Origin of the sequence: Arthrobacter sp. U41 (assembly GCF_001750145.1) — a bacterium.
Lineage (GTDB): Bacteria > Actinomycetota > Actinomycetes > Actinomycetales > Micrococcaceae > Arthrobacter.
Genome location: NZ_CP015732.1, coordinates 1,411,320 through 1,428,071 on the forward strand (window position 1 = coordinate 1,411,320; position 16,752 = coordinate 1,428,071).

The following is a 16,752-nucleotide window of genomic DNA, read 5'->3' on the forward strand; positions in this document are numbered from 1 at the left end:
ATCGCTACTCGGGAGGGAGCTTGGCATGGCACCGCAGCCACTGACGCCAGCAAAAAACAGTGAAGAGCTCCCGGCGTGGCACGCACTGGCTTCCGAAGAGGTGTTCGCTGAGCTGTCGTCCGGGCCGGCCGGCCTGGGGGCGGCGGAAGCCTCCCGCCGGCTGGCGGACGCCGGGCCCAACGAGCTGAGCTTCGCGGGCGCAACACCGTGGTGGCGGGTGCTGCTGCGGCAGTTCGTCAGCCCTCTGATCGGGATCCTGCTGGTGGCCGCCGTCGTCACGCTTATCCAGCAGCACTGGGTCGACTCCGCCGCCATTTTCCTGGTCCTCTCCCTCAACGCCGCCCTCGGATTCGTCCAGGAGCGCAAGGCGGAGTCGGACGTGCGTGCCCTCCAGTCGCTTTCCACGCCTTCCTGCCGGGTGGTGCGGGGCGGCGCCGAGCAGGTGGTTCCAGGCCGCGACGTCGTTCCCGGTGACGTTGTGCTGCTGGAAAGCGGAGAACGCGTACCGGCTGATCTGCGCCTCTTCGAATCCAACAGCCTCCAGCTTGATGAGTCGATGCTGACGGGCGAGCCCTTCGCTGCCACGAAGGACACGGCACCGCTTCCCGAGGGCGTCGGTGATGCGGACAAATCCAACGTGGCCTTCAGCGGCACGTTCGTCGGCAGCGGACGGGGAAAGGGCGTGGTCATCGCCACCGGGGCCGGGACCGCCCTTGGCGAGATCAACGCGCTCGTCCAGGGCCCGCCCGGCAAATCCCCGCTTCAGCTGCTCACGCACAGCCTGGAGCGGCGAATCGGGCTGATCGTCCTGGGCGCCCTCGTTTTTATCTTCATAGCCGGCCTGGTCCTTGGCAACGATGTCTCCACGATGTTCCGGACGGCCGTCGGGCTGGCGGTTGCCACCATCCCTGAGTCCCTGCCGATCGTGCTTACCGTCGCCCTGAGCCTGGGGGTGTCCCGGATGGCGAAACGGAATGCAATCGTTCGTACCCTGCCGGCGGTGGAGACGCTGGGATCCACCAACGTCATCGGATCCGACAAGACCGGGACCCTGACCGAGAACCGCCTGACAGTGGAAAGAATCTGGACCACCGCAGGATTCCTGGACATCTCAGCCGGCTCCGGGAAGGAAGGTCACACCGACCCGCCGCTGGTCCGGGACGTACTTCGGGCGGGCGCGTTGACCAACGAAGCGACGCTCTCCGCCGAGGAGGACCTCGAATACTCCGGTGACGCCGTCGACGCGGCCATGGCCAGGACCGCTGTGGCGCGGGGAACGATCACCGAACAGGAACGCGCCGGCGAACCGCTTGCCCATCAGCCGTACGAACCCCATGTCCGGTATTCGCAGACCATCCACGCGGACGCGTCCGGGCGCCGGGTCCTGTATGTCAAAGGCTCGCCGGAAGCCTTGATCGGCGCGGCCGTCACTATGGCCGGAGTCGACGGCGACCGGCCGCTGGACACTGCCGGGATCCACGCCGCCAATGAGGCGATGGGCCGGGACGGTCTTCGGGTCATCGCGGCCGGCTCCCGTGTCATCGCCGACGACGAGGAAATCGAATCGCCCCTGCCGCCGCCGTCCGGACTCACCTTCCTGGGCATGGAGGGCATGACTGACCCGCCGAGGGACGGAGTGGCCGCTGCCGTGGCCAAGTGCCAGCGCGCCGGCATCAAGGTCATGATGATCACCGGGGACCACCCGGTGACGGCCATGGCCATCGCGGGGCGGCTGGGGCTCTCGGTCGACAAACCGGCCCTGACGGGCACCGAAATGGCGGAACTCGATGACCATATGCTGGCCGCGCGCCTCGACGAGACGAGTGTCGCGGCCAGGGTCTCCCCGGTGGACAAGCTGCGGATTGTGCACGCCCTGCAGAGCGCAGACAAGGTCGTCGCGGTAACGGGCGACGGCGTCAACGACGCCCCGGCCCTGAAAGCGGCCGCGATCGGCGTGGCGATGGGAAAATCCGGGACGGACGTGGCCCGCGAAGCAGCCGACGTCGTGCTGACCGACGACAATTTCGTCACCATTGTGCACGCCGTGGAGCAAGGCAGAGTCACTTTCGCCGCCATCCGGAAGACCACCTACTTCCTGCTGTCCACCGGAGCGGCCGCGCTGCTGGCCGTGACACTGAGCGTCTTTGCCGACACGCCCCTGCTGTTCCTGCCCGTCCAGATGCTCTGGATGAACGTGGTCACCAACGGGGTCCAGGACATCGCCCTGGCCTTCGAATCAGCGGAGGGCGATGAACTCAGCCGCCCGCCACGACCGCTGTCCGAAGGCCTGCTCTCGCGCACACTCTGGTTCCGTGCCGGGATCACGGGTGCCTGGATGGCTCTCGCCGTGATCCTGAGTTTCATGCTGACGCTCGACGCCGGCTACTCCGAGATCCATGCGAGGACCCTCGCGCTGACCATGTTCGTGATGCTCAGCTTCTTCCAGGTCTTCAGCTCCCGGGCCGAGAACAAATCGCTGTTCCAACTCCGGCTGCTTGGAAACAAGCCGCTTGTCTACACCTCGCTGGCCGCCCTTGCCCTGCACTGGTCAGTCATGACCTGGCCGGTATCGGCCGGCCTCCTGGAGCTCACCCCCCTGACGGGCTGGGAATGGGCGCTGTGCGTGGCAGTGGGCTCGACCGTGCTGATCATCGTCGAAGCCGAAAAGGCCGTCCGGCGCTGGACCCACCGGCACGACCCGGCCGCGGCATAAGCGCCGGTTCGCCCGATGACCTGCCCGCGGTCCAATCCGGTCTTGCCTTCATACCCTAGGGGGTTTGATGATGGGAAGTGCAGCCCGACGGCCGCCCGGCCGATCCCCGCTCCCAGGTACGCCAGGAGGAAAGCATGGACGTCATTGTCATCGAGACCACGCAGCTCGGGGACCGCAGCTACCTCGTCCATGACGGCGCTGTGGCGCTGGTCATCGATCCGCAGCGGGACACGGACCGCGTCGAAGCGGCCGCCCGCGAGGCCGGCGTCACCATCACGCACGTCGCCGAGACCCACATCCACAACGACTACCTCAGCGGAGGTCTCGAACTGGCCAGAACGCACGGCGCCAGCTACCTCGTGAACGCCGCGGACCAGGTGAAGTTCGAACGGCAGCCGATCACGGACGGGCAGACCGTCCGCGTCGGCTCGCTCACGGTCAAGGCAGTCGCCACGCCCGGCCACACCCACACCCACCTGTCCTTCATCGTGGACAACGGCGAGCAGCAGGCAGTCTTTTCCGGCGGAAGCCTGCTGTTTGGCTCGGTCGGCCGCACGGACCTTGTCGGCGCCGGCGACACGCTGGGCCTTACCCATGACCAGTACTCCTCGGTGCGCCGCCTCGTCGGGGAGGCCGCGCCCGAGGTCGCCCTGTTCCCGACGCACGGCTTCGGATCCTTCTGCTCCTCCGGTCCGGCCAGCGGGGCCGAATCCTCGACCATCGGTGAACAGCTCGCCCACAATCACGCGCTGACGGACCCGGATGAGGACCACTTCGTCCAGGAACTCATCGCCAACCTCACGGCCTATCCCTCCTACTACGCCCACGGTAATGATGGTAAAGGTCCTGAACTGGCGTGACTCGTCGCCCACCTGACGCGTGTGAACGCTGTCTTTCCCATGATTTGTCCACCAGTTCAGGACCCGCACCAAGCTCGTTGAGCCAGGCGGACATGACCTAATAGGAGCCTGAATCACCACAGTCCCGTTACCGTGCTGTCTGCCGGCCTGGCCAACGTGCAACACTCGAAGACCAGGAAGAGCAGGGCTGCCACCATTTTGACCGAGGAACGACCCCAAGTCATTGTCGGTGTTGATACCCACGCCGACACCCACCACGTCGCTGTTGTCACCGAGTACGGCAAACCCATCGCTGATCAAAGGTTCGCAGCAACAGCCGCCGGCTACAGCGAAATGCTTGATTTCATCACCAGCCACGGCATTGTGACCGCGGTGGGGGTGGAAGGGACGGGATCCTACGGGGCCGAATTGTCCCGGGTGTTAGTCAAAGAAGAACTGACAGTCTTGGAAGTGAACCGGCCGAATCGTCAGCACCGCAGGATCCGGGGAAAGTCAGATCCACTGGACGCCTACCAGGCAGCCCAATCGGTGCTCGCCGAAAGAGGCATCTCGACCCCCAAGACCAAAGATGGACCCGTGGAATGCCTTCGCGTCCTGCGGACAGCGCGGACCTCAGCGATCAAGGCGCGCACAGTCGCCATCAACCAAATCCGGAGCCTGCTTGTCTCCGCACCAGAAACGATCCGATCGAAGTACCGCGGGCTCCACACATCGGCGATGATCGCCACGCTTGTCCGTTCGCGTCCCTCCGGGCACCCCGCGGACACGGGATACATCACGGCGTTGACATTGAAAACACTGGCCATCCGCTACCAATCCCTGCGATCCGAAATCGCTTCCACTGACGCGCTCCTGCAGGAAATCCTTGATTCGTACGCACCAATGCTGACCGAACTTCCAGGCGTCGGCGTTGAAGTCGCCACCCAACTCCTTGTCACAGTCGGGGACAACCCCGAACGGATCAACAATGAAGCCCAGTTCGCAGCCCTCACCGGCACCGCCCCCGTGCCCGCATCATCAGGGAAGACCAACCGTCACAGACTCAGCAGAGGCGGCGACCGCCAGGCAAACAGCGCCCTCCACCACGTCGTACTCTCCCGCATGCAATCGGACCACCGAACCAAGGACTACGTTGCCAAACGTACCGCCGACGGCAAGAGCAAACGAGAAACCATGCGCTGCCTTAAACGCTACGTCGCCCGGGAAATTTTCCGCCAGATTTTCAACCCTGTTGCAGCGCCTGACATCACTGACCTCCGAACCGTCAGGAAGCAGCTCGGCGTCACGTTGCAGCAAGCCGCCGAACAACTCAGCCAGTGGCCCTCCAATCTTTCCCGCATAGAACGAGGGATCGCCAGAAACGACCATGTCGCCGAAAGTTACCGGCAATGGCTCGCCCAACAGCAGCTCTCCCCAAACATGTGAAATGGCTCCAAGGGTGAAGTGCTCGTCGCTCTCAGTAGCTGCTTGTTCTCCGCTGCCCACAACCGGGGACAATTCCCATGCGTTATCCACCGCTACCGCTGGCGAGGGAGCTACCCCAATGGCTCCCAAAGAATCAGCCGTGGACAACCCGAATTGACCCCAATCGTGGACAGCCCAAAGTCAGGGACTGTGGAATTAGCGGTGTATCCGGCTCGACACGCCGGGCGGTAAGCCTGGCGGGAAGGAGCCCGATATGGCCGCAACACTTGAGGCTGTGCCGAGTACGAAAACCGTTGACGAACTGACAGAGAAATCCGAGGCCGAGGCTGCCCGCGAGCTGGTCAGGATGGCGAGGGAGCAGGATCTCTCCCTGACCGGTCCTGACGGACTGCTAAAGCAGTTGACCAAGACCGTCATCGAGACCGCCCTGGACGAGGGATGGTTTCCCGATGTTCTGCTGAGGCCTCCCCGACGGGCATAGACGCGACGGGTCCTGAACGCTGAGAAAAACTGTCAACCGGGGTAGACCCGCATACTTCCGCGGCGTGATTTTCGATTACGGTGGCGGACTTTCAGCTCATAGAAGGCGGGGCGGAATTCGTGCGCTGGCCGCCATCCTTCGGGCACCGATCAGACGTGCAGAACGTATTGCTTTAGATCATTCATGGTCTGCGTCATGTGGCTGTCCATCGCCTGGCGTGCCCGTTCGGGATCTCCGGATTCGAAGGCCTCTACGATGCGGCCATGTTCCTCAATCGCGTTGGCTTGAATCTGCACCACTTTGGACGTCTCTGCGCGCCGGGCAGCAAGCACAACGGACAGGGGCTTGAAGAGAACCGCTAGAAAAACATTTCCGGAGGCATGATGGATCACGTCGTGGAACGCGAGATCCGCTTCGACGAAGTGGGCTACGTCGTTGGCTTGGTGGGCTGAACGCATCGCAGCAAGGTGCCTGCGGATGCTCTCGAGATCCTCAGCTGACATGCGTTCGGCGGCGAGTTCCGCCGCTCCCGTCTCGAGCATCCGCCGCAGTTCGATCAATTGGATGGAGGCCAAAGCATCATTTTCGCCCTCGGAAACTGCGCGCAAAACCGCCTCCATTGTCGTCCAGCGGTTTAGCGGATTCACAAACGTTCCGCGGCCACGCTCAATGCGCACAACACCTTGCGCTTCCAAAGTCTTGACCGCTTCGCGGATGGTCATCCGGCTGACTTCTTGTTGCGTCGTGAGCTCCAGCTCGCCGGGGAGGGTTGATCCAGGGGGAAACTCGCCGGACAGAATTCGGTTTAAAAGGTCATCGTAGACCATGCCGACCAGAGACTGACGTGCCACGTTGACCTTCCTGACTGTTGTCTGTTCATCATACGGTGACGGCTGGGGAACGAACCCTCTTCCACGTATATATATACGATGTCAGATGTATGATCTACGGTACGTGGGGCCGTGAATAAGCATCCGGCGACCGAAGTAATTACTCTAGGAGGTAAAACCATGGCACCGACAAACCACGCCGGCGTTTCAACTATCGCAGTGCTGGGACTTGGCGCTATGGGCCTGCCAATGGCAGCTCGCCTAGCCGGTCAGCTAACTGTTCGCGGCTTCGATATTAATGAAGGCCGCCGGAGGCTGGGCAACAACGCCGGCATAGAAACTTTTGATTCCGCTCGCGAAGCAGCGGCCGGAGCGAGCGTGGTTCTGGTCGCCGTGCGTAACGGCGACCAACTCAACGAAGTACTGTTTGGCCCGAACGGGGTTGCCGAGATCCTCACCCCTGACTCCGTCGTGATCCTGACCAGCACCGTCGGCACAGACTCAGTCCCCGCCGCGGTGGACGGACTGGCCAAGTACGGCATCGCATTGGTGGATGCCCCGCTGTCCGGCGGCCCCCTGCGCGCGGGTGCAGGAGATCTGCTGATCGTTGTAGGCGCAGAGCCCAAGGCATTGCAACGTGCCCGCCCTGTTCTGGAACTGCTCGGGTCCACTATCACCGTCGTCGGAGATAGGCCCGGGGACGGCCAGGCCCTGAAGACCGTAAACCAACTGCTCTGCGGGGTGCACATTGCAGCAGCAGCCGAGGCTCTGGCGCTGGCAGATGCCCTCGGCCTTGATCTGGACAAGACGCTCGAGGCACTTCAAGCGGGGGCGGCAGGGTCGTTCATGTTGTCCAACCGGGGTCCGCGAATGATTCAGGCCTATGACGATGACGGCGCCGAAGTATTGAGCCGTCTGGATATTTTCGTTAAGGACATGGGAATTGTGGGCCAGGCGACACGTACCGCTGGACTGCCGTCACCAGTGGCTGCTGCCGCCGAGCAGCTCTACCTGCTGGGTCAGGCGCAGGGCCTGGGCGCTGCGGATGATTCCGCAGTCATCAGCGTCGTTGCACCTGCCAAGCGTTCCTGACCAACAAGAGGGAGAACCCATGCGCACTCAACTCGACGTTCTAGTCACTTCTTCACTGGCCCGCGGAGCAGCCGTGCCGGCTTTCACCTGCTATGACTTCACCACGGCGCTGGCCATCGTGGAGGCCGCTGAAGCTGCCGGCGCGGGGGTCATTTTGCTTGTTGCTCCAAAGGCCGCCGCTTCGACATCCGGGCTTCGGCTGGTCCGAGCCCTGCGTGGGCTCGCCGACTCTGCCGCGGTTCCTGTTTGCGTCCAGCTCGACCATGCAAGCAACCTCGAAGCCATTAGGGCAGCGGTGGCGGCTGGCGCGGACGCGGTCTTGGTGGACGGGTCGGCTATGGATTATGAAGCGAACATCCAGCTGGTCCGGTCCGCACGGGATGCTATCGGCGACTCCAGCATTGTGCTGGAGGCTGAGCTTGGCGGGCTAGCCGGGGATGAGGACAGAGCTTTCGCCATGAAGGCCGCCGGACTAACCGATCCCGGCAAGGTGGCTGACTTTGTGACCCGCAGTGGTGCTCAGTTGCTCGCCGTTGCCGTCGGTAACGTGCACGGAAAATATGTGGGCGCGCCCGAGCTCCGCTGGGATCTCCTTCAGGCCATCTCAACCAGAACCAACATTCCTTTGGTACTCCATGGAGCGTCCGGGGTGCCTGCAGAAGATCTGGCCGCGACTCCTGAAATGGGGGTGGGGAAGGTCAACTTTAATACAGAGCTGCGCACCGGCGTTTTATCTGTTCTGGAAAGGCAAATCTTGCCCCACCGCAGCGACGGGGAGAATCTGCTGGGATTGTTGGGAGTATGGCAGGCGACCGTGCGGGGCTTCACTGGGGCGTCTCTGGATACGCTGTCGGGACGCGCGGCCATCAGGTAGTCATCGCTCAGTTTCAGCGATGACTACCTGATGAGGGGAACACATTGGGCAGGAAGCTACGATCGTAGGCGCGTCAGTCTCCAAATGCGGAGCGCCAGACATGCCTTAGCCCGTTTACCCCGACCGTAATACCCCGGCGCGAAAAGTCCTTAAATCTGAGGAAAATCGAATGTAGCGGGATCCCCGCTGGTGCGCAGACCGGACTCGAGCCCCGAGATCAAAACAACCTCCTGCTCACTCAGGGAGAAATCGAAGACGTCGATGTTTTCCTGTATGCGTTCAGCAGCGACCGACTTGGGAATCACTATGTGTCCAAGTTGCAGATGCCACCGCAGGATGATCTGGGCGGGCGTGACTCCATGCGTTTCGGCGAGTCTCCGTACGACGGCACTATTCAGGTCCTCCCCTTGGCCGAGAGGGCTGTAGGCCTCAACGGCAATCCCCCGGGCGGCCGAGTAGCGGGTCAGGTCCGCTTGCTGGAAGCTCGGGTGGAGCTCGATCTGGTTTACGGCCGGGACGATTTCGCCCTCGGCCAGGATGCGGTCGAGGTGCGGTTCCAGGAAGTTGGACACTCCAATGGCCCGAACGGCACCCTCCGCGTAGAGCTTCTCGAGTGCCTTCCAGCTGTCGACGAAACGGTTGTGGCGCGGGTAGGGCCAGTGGATTAAATACAGGTCTATGACGTCGACTCCCAACTCCCTACGACTATCCTCGAAAGCGGCCAGGGCGCTTTCATAGCCCTGATCGGCGTTGCGTAGTTTAGTCGTGATGAAGATCTCGTCCCGGGGGATTCCGCTGTTCCGGACTGCCTGGCCGACGCCCGCTTCGTTGGCGTAGGCCGCTGCGGTGTCGATATGGCGGTAGCCAGCATCCAGAGCCAGTTCAGTGGCACCTCGAACTTCGTCCGGTTCGATCTGGTAGACACCGAAGCCGAGCTGCGGGACCTTTACGGCGTTGTTGAGGACAATTGATGGAACGGTTGACACTGGTTCTCTTTTCGGTTGGGTTGGTCTCTTCGTCAGGACCGTCAGGGCTGACGGCGCTGGTACTTCCACTTGTTATCCCTACGTCGCATTTGCCCGGGGCCAGGAGCGTCCGGGCTCCCTGAGGGAAAGGGTCTACCTGTTGTAGCTTGACATGGGGCCGCGCAGCATCTTTCCGACGTCATCGCAGGCAGCCACTATTTCGGCAGGAAGCGGGCCCTCTTGCGCAACTCTGATGTTGAATTGCATTTGCTCGACGCCAGAAGCGCCCAGCAGGATGGCGCCGACAGCCCGCTGGCTTATCAGCCAACGCAACGAGAGTTCGACGAGCGTGATGCCGTTACTGTTGGAGATTTCCTTAAGCAAATCGATTGCGGCGAAAAGCCGTTGGTCCCAATACCGCTTCTTGTACATGTCGGCCAGTTTTGAACTTCCGAACCGTCCTTCAGCGGGCATCTCCGTGAAATTGTGCTTTCCCGTGAGCAAGCCGCCGCCCAGGGGGTTGTAGACCATGGTCAGCAGGCCGGTTGTCGCAGCGAACTCGACGTACTCCTCTTCGATTCGTCTGGCCACCAGGTTGAAGAGCTGCTGAGCTACAACGGGACGCGGTGTGCCGATGGCATCCGCGGCGTGGTTCAGTTCGCTGATCTGCCATGCTGCGAAGTTCGAGACACCCAGAGCACCGATGGTGCCCTGCTGAACTAACTCCGCAATGGCACCCATTGTCTCCTGCACGGGCGTGGCACGGTCCGGCTGGTGTAGATAGAACAGGTCGATGCGGTCCACACCCAGCCGGCGAAGACTGCCGTGCACAGACCGGTGCAGACCGGCGGCGGAGAGCGGCGGGTACTCGCCCGCATCAGGATGCGGGATGCCTGCCTTGGTCGCGAGCAGAAAGGAATTTCGGCGCTTTGGCAGGAGGGACGCGAGTATTTCTTCGCTGGCTCCGCCTGCATAGCCGTTGGCCGTGTCAATGACGGTCACCCCCGCGTCCAACGCAGCATCCACCATCGAAGCAGCCCCGTCCGCGTCGACGGTATCTCCGAAAGCCATTGTGCCGAGAACCAATTGCGAGATGGGCAAATCAAGGCCTTCAACGCGCGTTCCGTGCATTGCGGTACTTCCTTTGGCGAAGTGTCCTCTTATCGGACTCCTAATCCTGTCAGTATTGCGCGAAACACGCAACTTGCGTAGCGTGTTTCTCGCAAGGGTGGATCCTGTCGTTATGATTCTTTCGGGCGTCGTCATGGAAGGAACCATTCCAGGCGGCGTGCCGGCCGATGACTACACGGCTCCCGAAACAGACACCCAGAAGTGCGAAGAGGTCCGAATGAAGCGCATTATTGCCATCGCAGATGACCTTTCAGGCGCTGCCGAAACAGCAGCGGCCCTCACGCAGCTCTCTGCGCAGATGCCGCAACCCGGCGGCGATGTAAACTTCGACACAGCACATATCGTGCTGGTTCCGGAAGATCCTGAGGTCGCCGGGTTCGAGCACCCCGGGCATTCATGCGTGGTCTTTGATTCGGACAGTCGCAGGGTGGATGCCCACGAGGCGTCCGTGCGGCTGGAAACGCTCTTGCGGCGCATATATGAAAGCAGGGGACGTGATCCCCTCGTCTTTCTCAAGGTCGATTCCCTTCTACGCGGTCACATGTCCGCCGAGATCGGAGTACTGCTCAAGCGGGGCCCGATTATATTCGCTCCCGCACTCCCGGTGCTGGGTCGCAGCACGGTTGGCGGAGTCGTTCACAGCGCCGGCATTCCCTTAAACGAGTCCTCACTCTGGTCTGCCGAAAGGAAAGCGGCACCGGCAACAATTGCGGACGCATTGACGCCGCTGGCCTCAGGGCTGGTCGGGTTGAACACCATCCGCGGCGACACAAGAGAACTGGACCGGGTTCTCAGTGAGCTAGCAGATCGCCACGCAATCGCAGTTTGCGATGCCGAAACCACGGAAGATCTCGACATTATCGCCGCGGCAGCCCTAAGGGGGAAGGGAATCCAGTTAGCCGGCGCTTCAGCCCTCGCGGCGGCACTCTTCCGCGCCGTGGACTCAACACGGCCCCCTTCAGTACGGAAAATCGATCGGGATCGGGGCGAACATGCGGACCCTTCCCCGACCATCGAGGCCAGCTTGCGCCGGAAATCCGAACTGAAACCAGTACTCCTGGTTGTCGGTACAGCATCAACGCAGAGCCGAACTCAATTGCAGACCCTGGCCTCCTCCGGAGTCGGGCTGTTTACAGTGACCCCGGCTGAGCTTCTCACCGGCACCGCCGATTCCACCGCCCTGCGCACGGCATTGCTGACCGGGCCGGTCGCAGTGAGTATCAGCGCGACGGAGACCGCCAATGAGACCTCCACGCTACTGACCGCAGCTCTCGCACGGTTCATCGCTCCGATTGCCGAACGGCTTCCCCTGGTGCTCACCGGTGGCGAAACGGCACGTGCCGTCTTGAACGCCCTGTACGTCCATTGGCTCGAACCCATCGCCGAAATCGAACACGGTGCGGTGCTGTCACGGACCGACCACGACACGATTGTCGTCACTAGACCCGGCACATTCGGCGGCCCCGACAGCCTGCGCACCATTCTTGGCTACATTCACTCACATCTGGCATCCGAGACGGCAAGTCCGCACATGCCAGGAAAGGCACACGCATGAAAACCCTTGATCCAAACGACGTTCCCTTCATCGCCGTCACAATGGGCGACGGCGCAGGCGTAGGACCTGAAGTCGTGGTCGCTGCGCTCCTGGACCCGCACGTGAATGCGGAATGCCGGCCCGTCGTCATTGGCGATGCTCTCCGGCTGCGGAAAGCCGCCGGTCTCCTTGGCGTCAAGTCCACCATCGTGCGGATCGACAGCGTCAGCGATGCCATATTCGCGCCGGGTCGCATTAACGTCATTGACCTTGCATTGCTTCCGGAAGATCTCCCCTGGGGGCAGCTTTCCGCCCTCGCCGGGAACGCGGCATACGAATACATCAGAGTCGCTGCAGAGTTGGCCATGTCCGGCGACGTCCAGGCAATCTGCACCGCTCCCTTGAATAAAGAGGCACTACACGCGGCCGGCCACATCTACCCGGGCCACACAGAGCTCCTGGCCAGCCTCACCGGCACAGACGAGGTATCCATGATGCTGTCGACCAGCAAGATCAAGGTCATCCACGTGACCACACACATTGGTTTGGTAGACGCAGTAAAGAAGATCAACCCCGGCTTGGTGGAACGCACGATTCGGCGGGGGCATCAGGCACTTGTGCGGGCGGGCATCCCTAACCCGAAAATCGGTGTCTGTGCCATCAACCCGCACGCCGGCGAGGGCGGACTATTCGGCCAGGGGGAAGAAGCGGAAAAAATCGAACCAGGTGTCCGTGCCGCGCGTGAATCCGGCATCGATGTCTACGGTCCGCTGCCGGCCGACACACTTTTCTTCTTGGCAGGTCGCGGCGACTATGACCTTGTAGTAGCGATGTACCACGACCAGGGCCATGGCCCTGTCAAGGTTCTGGGAATCGAAGCCGGCGTGAACATTACCGTGGGGATGCCCGTCATCCGGACATCGGTGGATCACGGTACCGCCTTCGACATCGCAGGCAAGGGCATCGCGGACCCGCAGAGCATGGTCGAAGCGTTGCATCAGGCTGCCGAAATGGCTGCCCGACCGCCGGCCGATGGATAGACACTCCGGGAACCCCCATCGGAAAGGAAAGACAGCATGAGATCCTCGGACATTCGCAGGGAGGAAATAGTCAGCTTGGCCACCATGGCGGGCACGGCCAACGTTGAGGACCTGTCCAGCCAATTCGGCGTCACCCCTTCAACAATTCGCCGGGATCTCGCCGCGCTGGACGCACAGGGCAGGCTGGCGCGAACCTACGGTGGCGCGCTCGGCCTGATCCCGCATCCCGAATCCTCATTACGCCAGCGCATGGGGGTGGCCTACGAAGAAAAGCAAGCCATCGCACGATGGGCCGCGGCCCAGGTGAAGCCCGGCGAAAGTCTGCTCCTGGATGCCGGCTCCACCGTCGCCGCCGTCGCGCGTGAGCTGCGTTCCGCCAAAGACCTTCGCGTGGCATCCGTCGGGCTGACGGTGCTCGAGGAACTCTCCGACGCCGAAGGTATCCAACTTGACTGTCTGGGGGGGCGAGTTCGCCGGCTGAGCCAGAGTCTCCTCGGTCCGCTGACAGAAGCCGCACTGGAACGAATGACCTTTGATCGCGCCTTTCTGAGCGCCGACGCCGTCATGGCAGGCAGAGGCATCTGCGAAGCAGACCTAGAACAAACCAGGCTGAAAGAACTAATGGCTCAGAGAGCAGAGAAAGTCTATGTGCTTGCGCATGCAACCAAGCTGGGCAAGAGCCCATTCCACGCGTGGGCTCACCTCCCGTTGCCGTGGATTCTCGTAACGGACGATTCCGCGACTGAGGAAGACATCGAACCCTTCACTGCCGAGGGGATCGAAGTCATTGTCGTGGACCGCGCCGAACCCTGACTCCAGCGCCAGCCAATCTGCTTGCCTGATACGTCCAGCAGGGCCGCTGACGGTTGCTTGACAGCTTGACTTGCCCGAAGAATTGGTCAGATCTTGAAGACTGAGTCTCAGGCCGCTTGATCAGGGTCCTGAATGACGAAGTCAGCGGTTGTAGAGGGTCTCGATGTAGTCAAGGATCGTGTTTGCAAGGTCGCCCCGGGTCATTCCGCGTATCTGGTCCAGCAGTTCGATCTGCGTCACCGACGCCTCACCCCTCCGGGCCACATCAATAGCACCCTGGCGGAACTCAGCCCCATAAGTCGCATGCATCGTCAACACCCTTCCACGAGCCAACGCCCGCCAGGTCAGGGAGTCCACAAAACCGGGGCAGTCCCGAACCAGCCCACGACCCTCCGCCCGAACGAGTCCATCACGGATCAGCAGCAGACGTTGCTCGCCCTCGTAGACCGCCGGCGGAGAGTTCTGCGATCACCGTGTGGATCCTTTTGGGGTGCGGCTCGTCATCGCCCAGAAGCCGGGGCGCACCTGCGAATCTCAGCCGCCGCCTTCAGCTGACGGGTCCATTTCCGGCGTTGAGTTCATGAGGGTTCATCGGGAGACCTGAGACCCAGGTAAGCGTTGATTCCAAATTGGGACCCTAGGGTATTGACAAGCCCGGACCGCTCCGGAAAGATAAGTTGTAAGTCATCAGACATCCGGCGTCATACCAAGAAGGGGATGATTATCGTGTCAAAGAAGATCGCGATTCTGCATACAAGCTTCGTATTTGTTTCTGTCGAGCCTGTGATCAATGACCTCATTGCCGAGCTCATACCCGATGCTGAAGTTATCCATTTTGTGGACTCAGACGTTTTGGCCACAGTCGTGCGCGAGCAAGGGATATCGACAAATAGCGAGGCACGAATGACGCATCTTGCGCAGGCAGCAGAAGCGGCCGGCGCCGACATCATCTTCTCCGCGTGCTCATCGTTGGGACCGGCCCTGGACGTCGCGGCCCGCAGCGTTCATACACCGGTGGTGAAGATTGACGACGCGATGGCCATGCGGGCCGCCCGCGAAGGAGCACGCATTGGTGTCCTGGCCACCGTGCCCACCACACTCGGTCCGACGTCAGATCTCATCCAGAAAAAAGCAGACGAAATCGGGCGCAGCATCACGCTTGAGAAGCGGCTATGCGAAGGCGCGTTCGCTGTCCTCATGTCGGGAGACCGCGAAAAGCACGACGCGATGGTCACTGAACAGGCCACCGACCTCGCCAAGAATGTTGACATGATCGTCCTGGCGCAGGCATCCATGTCCCGTCTCGCCGGCGTTCTCCAGGAGAAGACCAAGATGCCGGTTCTGTCGAGCCCCCGCATCGGCGTGGAGTACCTGGCTCGACGTATCGCGGAACTCCCTGCGTGAAAAGGCCGGATCTGACCTTGGAAACCAGAAATTCAGATGAGTTGCTTTCCTCCGGACCAGCAGTCCTGCGCATTCCGGACTCCCGACTCCGCATTCGGGAAGCAAACGCTGCCGACAAGATCTGGGTGATAGTGCTCGACGACGACCCCACCGGAAGCCAGTCGGTCCAGGGAGTCCCGGTGCTTACCAGATGGGATGATGAAGATCTGAACTGGGCCTTCGAGCAGCCTGGCAACGGTTTCTTCATCCTCACCAACACCAGAGGACTCAACGATGAGGAAGCGCGGTCCACGGTCACAGCTGTCGCAGAGGCCATCAGACGTGTCGGCGCTGAATTGGGTGCCCGCTACACACTGATCACTCGCAGCGACTCCACCCTCCGCGGGCATTATCCTCTCGAAACCGATGTCCTCAGGGCCATGGCTAGTTCTTCAGGCGAACCCTATGATGCCTTACTCCTTGCCCCCGCATACATCGCGGCGGGAAGGGTGACGGTAGGTGATGTGCACTATGTCGGCAGTCGAGACTCATTTGTTCCGGTTGGCCAGACAAACTACGCAAAGGACGCCACGTTCGGGTTCACCAACTCAAACGTCCGGGACTACGTCGAGGAGAAGACACACGGGGCCATATCCTCGAACGAGGTTGTGAGCCTCAGCCTCGAAGACATCAGAATAGGTGGCGCCGATCGGGTGCGCGACGTCATCCTCTCCTGCAAGAACGCCACTCCCGTAGTTGTGAACGCGGTTGATGAGGCCGACCTTGACGTAGTCGTTCTGGGCCTCATCCTGGCGGAAGAGGCTGGCGCCCGGGTCCTGAGCCGGACCGGACCCTCCTTCGTGGCGGCGCGGCTGGGCATCAAGGCTCGCGCCCCGCTATCCCATGATGAAGTCTTCACTTTCGGAGAGCGCGCCGGTAACGGATTGGTAGTTGTGGGTTCGCACGTTGAGCTGACTACCCGTCAGGTATCGCGGTTGAAGAACGAATTCCCGGACATTGAGACCGTCGAATTGGATGTCCCGAAACTGCTCGATCCGGCTCAGCGCGCGGGCGAAATGGCCCGATGCGGTGACGCGCTTGTAGCAGCACTGAAGAAAACGGACGCGCTGCTTGTCTCGAGCAGAGAGCAAATCGTCGGAGACACGGGCCATTCAAGCCTGCTGATTGCCCAGACTGTGTCCCACGCGCTGGTCACCCTTACCGCGCGGGCGGTCCATGAGGTAGCAACCAAGTGGGTGCTCGCCAAGGGAGGAATCACCTCAAGCGATGTCGCCACTGAAGGGCTCGAGATTCGGCGGGCGACGGTCGCTGGGCAACTGTTCCCTGGAATCGTCTCCGTTTGGGTTAACGAAGGTGGCAGCAGTCAGGGACTTAAGGGCCTTCCCTATGTCGTCTTTGCCGGGAACGTTGGAGATGAATCGACTCTCGCCGACGCGGTCAGGATTCTGCGGGGGCCCGCCGCGCTGACCAACAGCAAAAGCGAGGCCCTCGGCCAGGGCGCTCCTCGGACTTTCTGACGGGAATCGGGAATACGCCTGCCAGAGGCATGAAGGTTTCCAGCCGTTTCTCACGGCAATTAAGAAATCGCAC

General features: G+C 61.7%; 11 protein-coding genes and 4 pseudogenes. 11 read left to right on the forward strand and 4 right to left on the reverse strand.

The annotated features are described in order from the left end of the window. Nucleotides 1–25: 25 nt before the first annotated feature. From ASPU41_RS06565 to ASPU41_RS06580, 4 genes and pseudogenes are all read left to right on the forward strand, one after another. Complete coding sequence (locus ASPU41_RS06565) at nt 26–2,713, forward strand: cation-translocating P-type ATPase (protein ID WP_069950241.1); 2,688 nt, start codon at nt 26–28, stop codon at nt 2,711–2,713. 134 nt (nt 2,714–2,847) lie between these two features. Beyond that, nucleotides 2,848–3,561: pseudogene (locus ASPU41_RS06570) on the forward strand (MBL fold metallo-hydrolase); the annotation flags it as partial. 210 nt (nt 3,562–3,771) lie between these two features. Next, a complete protein-coding gene (locus ASPU41_RS06575; protein WP_069952527.1) occupies nt 3,772–4,998 on the forward strand; it encodes an IS110 family transposase in 1,227 nt (408 codons plus the stop codon). Between the two features lie 253 nt (nt 4,999–5,251). After that, a pseudogene (locus tag ASPU41_RS06580) lies at nt 5,252–5,434 on the forward strand (IS256 family transposase); the annotation flags it as partial. A gap of 194 nt (nt 5,435–5,628) precedes the next feature. Here ASPU41_RS06580 and ASPU41_RS06585 read toward each other — a convergent pair. Beyond that, entirely contained in the window at nt 5,629–6,330 is a 702-nt protein-coding gene (locus ASPU41_RS06585; protein WP_069950243.1) for a FadR/GntR family transcriptional regulator, read from the reverse strand. Nucleotides 6,331–6,489: 159 nt separating this feature from the next. Here ASPU41_RS06585 and ASPU41_RS06590 point away from each other — a divergent pair, with 159 nt between their 5' ends. Beyond that, nucleotides 6,490–7,401, forward strand: coding sequence for an NAD(P)-dependent oxidoreductase (locus ASPU41_RS06590; RefSeq protein WP_069950244.1), 912 nt, complete (start codon nt 6,490–6,492; stop codon nt 7,399–7,401). Nucleotides 7,402–7,420: 19 nt separating this feature from the next. After that, the gene (locus tag ASPU41_RS06595; RefSeq protein ID WP_069950245.1) at nt 7,421–8,275 is read left to right on the forward strand and encodes a class II fructose-bisphosphate aldolase; all 855 of its coding nucleotides are present in this window, start codon (nt 7,421–7,423) and stop codon (nt 8,273–8,275) included. Between the two features lie 149 nt (nt 8,276–8,424). Here the strand turns inward: ASPU41_RS06595 and ASPU41_RS06600 are convergent, their stop codons facing one another. Both ASPU41_RS06600 and ASPU41_RS06605 read right to left on the reverse strand, forming a co-directional pair. After that, nucleotides 8,425–9,261, reverse strand: a complete 837-nt coding sequence (locus ASPU41_RS06600; protein WP_069950246.1) for an aldo/keto reductase — start codon at nt 9,259–9,261, stop codon at nt 8,425–8,427. Nucleotides 9,262–9,393: 132 nt separating this feature from the next. Next, on the reverse strand, nt 9,394–10,371 hold the full coding sequence (locus tag ASPU41_RS06605; RefSeq protein ID WP_069950247.1) for an aldo/keto reductase: 978 nt from the start codon (nt 10,369–10,371) through the stop codon (nt 9,394–9,396). Nucleotides 10,372–10,588: 217 nt separating this feature from the next. Between ASPU41_RS06605 and ASPU41_RS23995 the strand changes: the two are divergent. From ASPU41_RS23995 to ASPU41_RS06615, 3 genes and pseudogenes are all read left to right on the forward strand, one after another. Further along, nucleotides 10,589–11,239 (forward strand): annotated as a pseudogene (locus ASPU41_RS23995) (four-carbon acid sugar kinase family protein); the annotation flags it as partial. A 195-nt stretch (nt 11,240–11,434) separates the two neighbouring features. Continuing rightward, a pseudogene (gene pdxA / locus ASPU41_RS23025) lies at nt 11,435–12,945 on the forward strand (4-hydroxythreonine-4-phosphate dehydrogenase PdxA); the annotation flags it as partial. A 36-nt stretch (nt 12,946–12,981) separates the two neighbouring features. Next, nucleotides 12,982–13,758, forward strand: a complete 777-nt coding sequence (locus tag ASPU41_RS06615) for a DeoR/GlpR family DNA-binding transcription regulator (protein WP_069950248.1) — start codon at nt 12,982–12,984, stop codon at nt 13,756–13,758. 141 nt (nt 13,759–13,899) lie between these two features. Here the strand turns inward: ASPU41_RS06615 and ASPU41_RS22570 are convergent, their stop codons facing one another. Then, nucleotides 13,900–14,067, reverse strand: coding sequence for a hypothetical protein (locus tag ASPU41_RS22570; protein WP_157356952.1), 168 nt, complete (start codon nt 14,065–14,067; stop codon nt 13,900–13,902). A gap of 408 nt (nt 14,068–14,475) precedes the next feature. Here ASPU41_RS22570 and ASPU41_RS06620 point away from each other — a divergent pair, with 408 nt between their 5' ends. Both ASPU41_RS06620 and ASPU41_RS06625 read left to right on the forward strand, forming a co-directional pair. Then, nucleotides 14,476–15,162 carry an aspartate/glutamate racemase family protein gene (locus ASPU41_RS06620; protein ID WP_069950249.1) on the forward strand — a complete coding sequence of 229 codons (687 nt, stop codon included), beginning with the start codon at nt 14,476–14,478 and terminating at the stop codon, nt 15,160–15,162. A gap of 17 nt (nt 15,163–15,179) precedes the next feature. Then, nucleotides 15,180–16,679, forward strand: a complete 1,500-nt coding sequence (locus ASPU41_RS06625) for a four-carbon acid sugar kinase family protein (RefSeq protein ID WP_157356953.1) — start codon at nt 15,180–15,182, stop codon at nt 16,677–16,679. Nucleotides 16,680–16,752 lie beyond the last annotated feature (73 nt).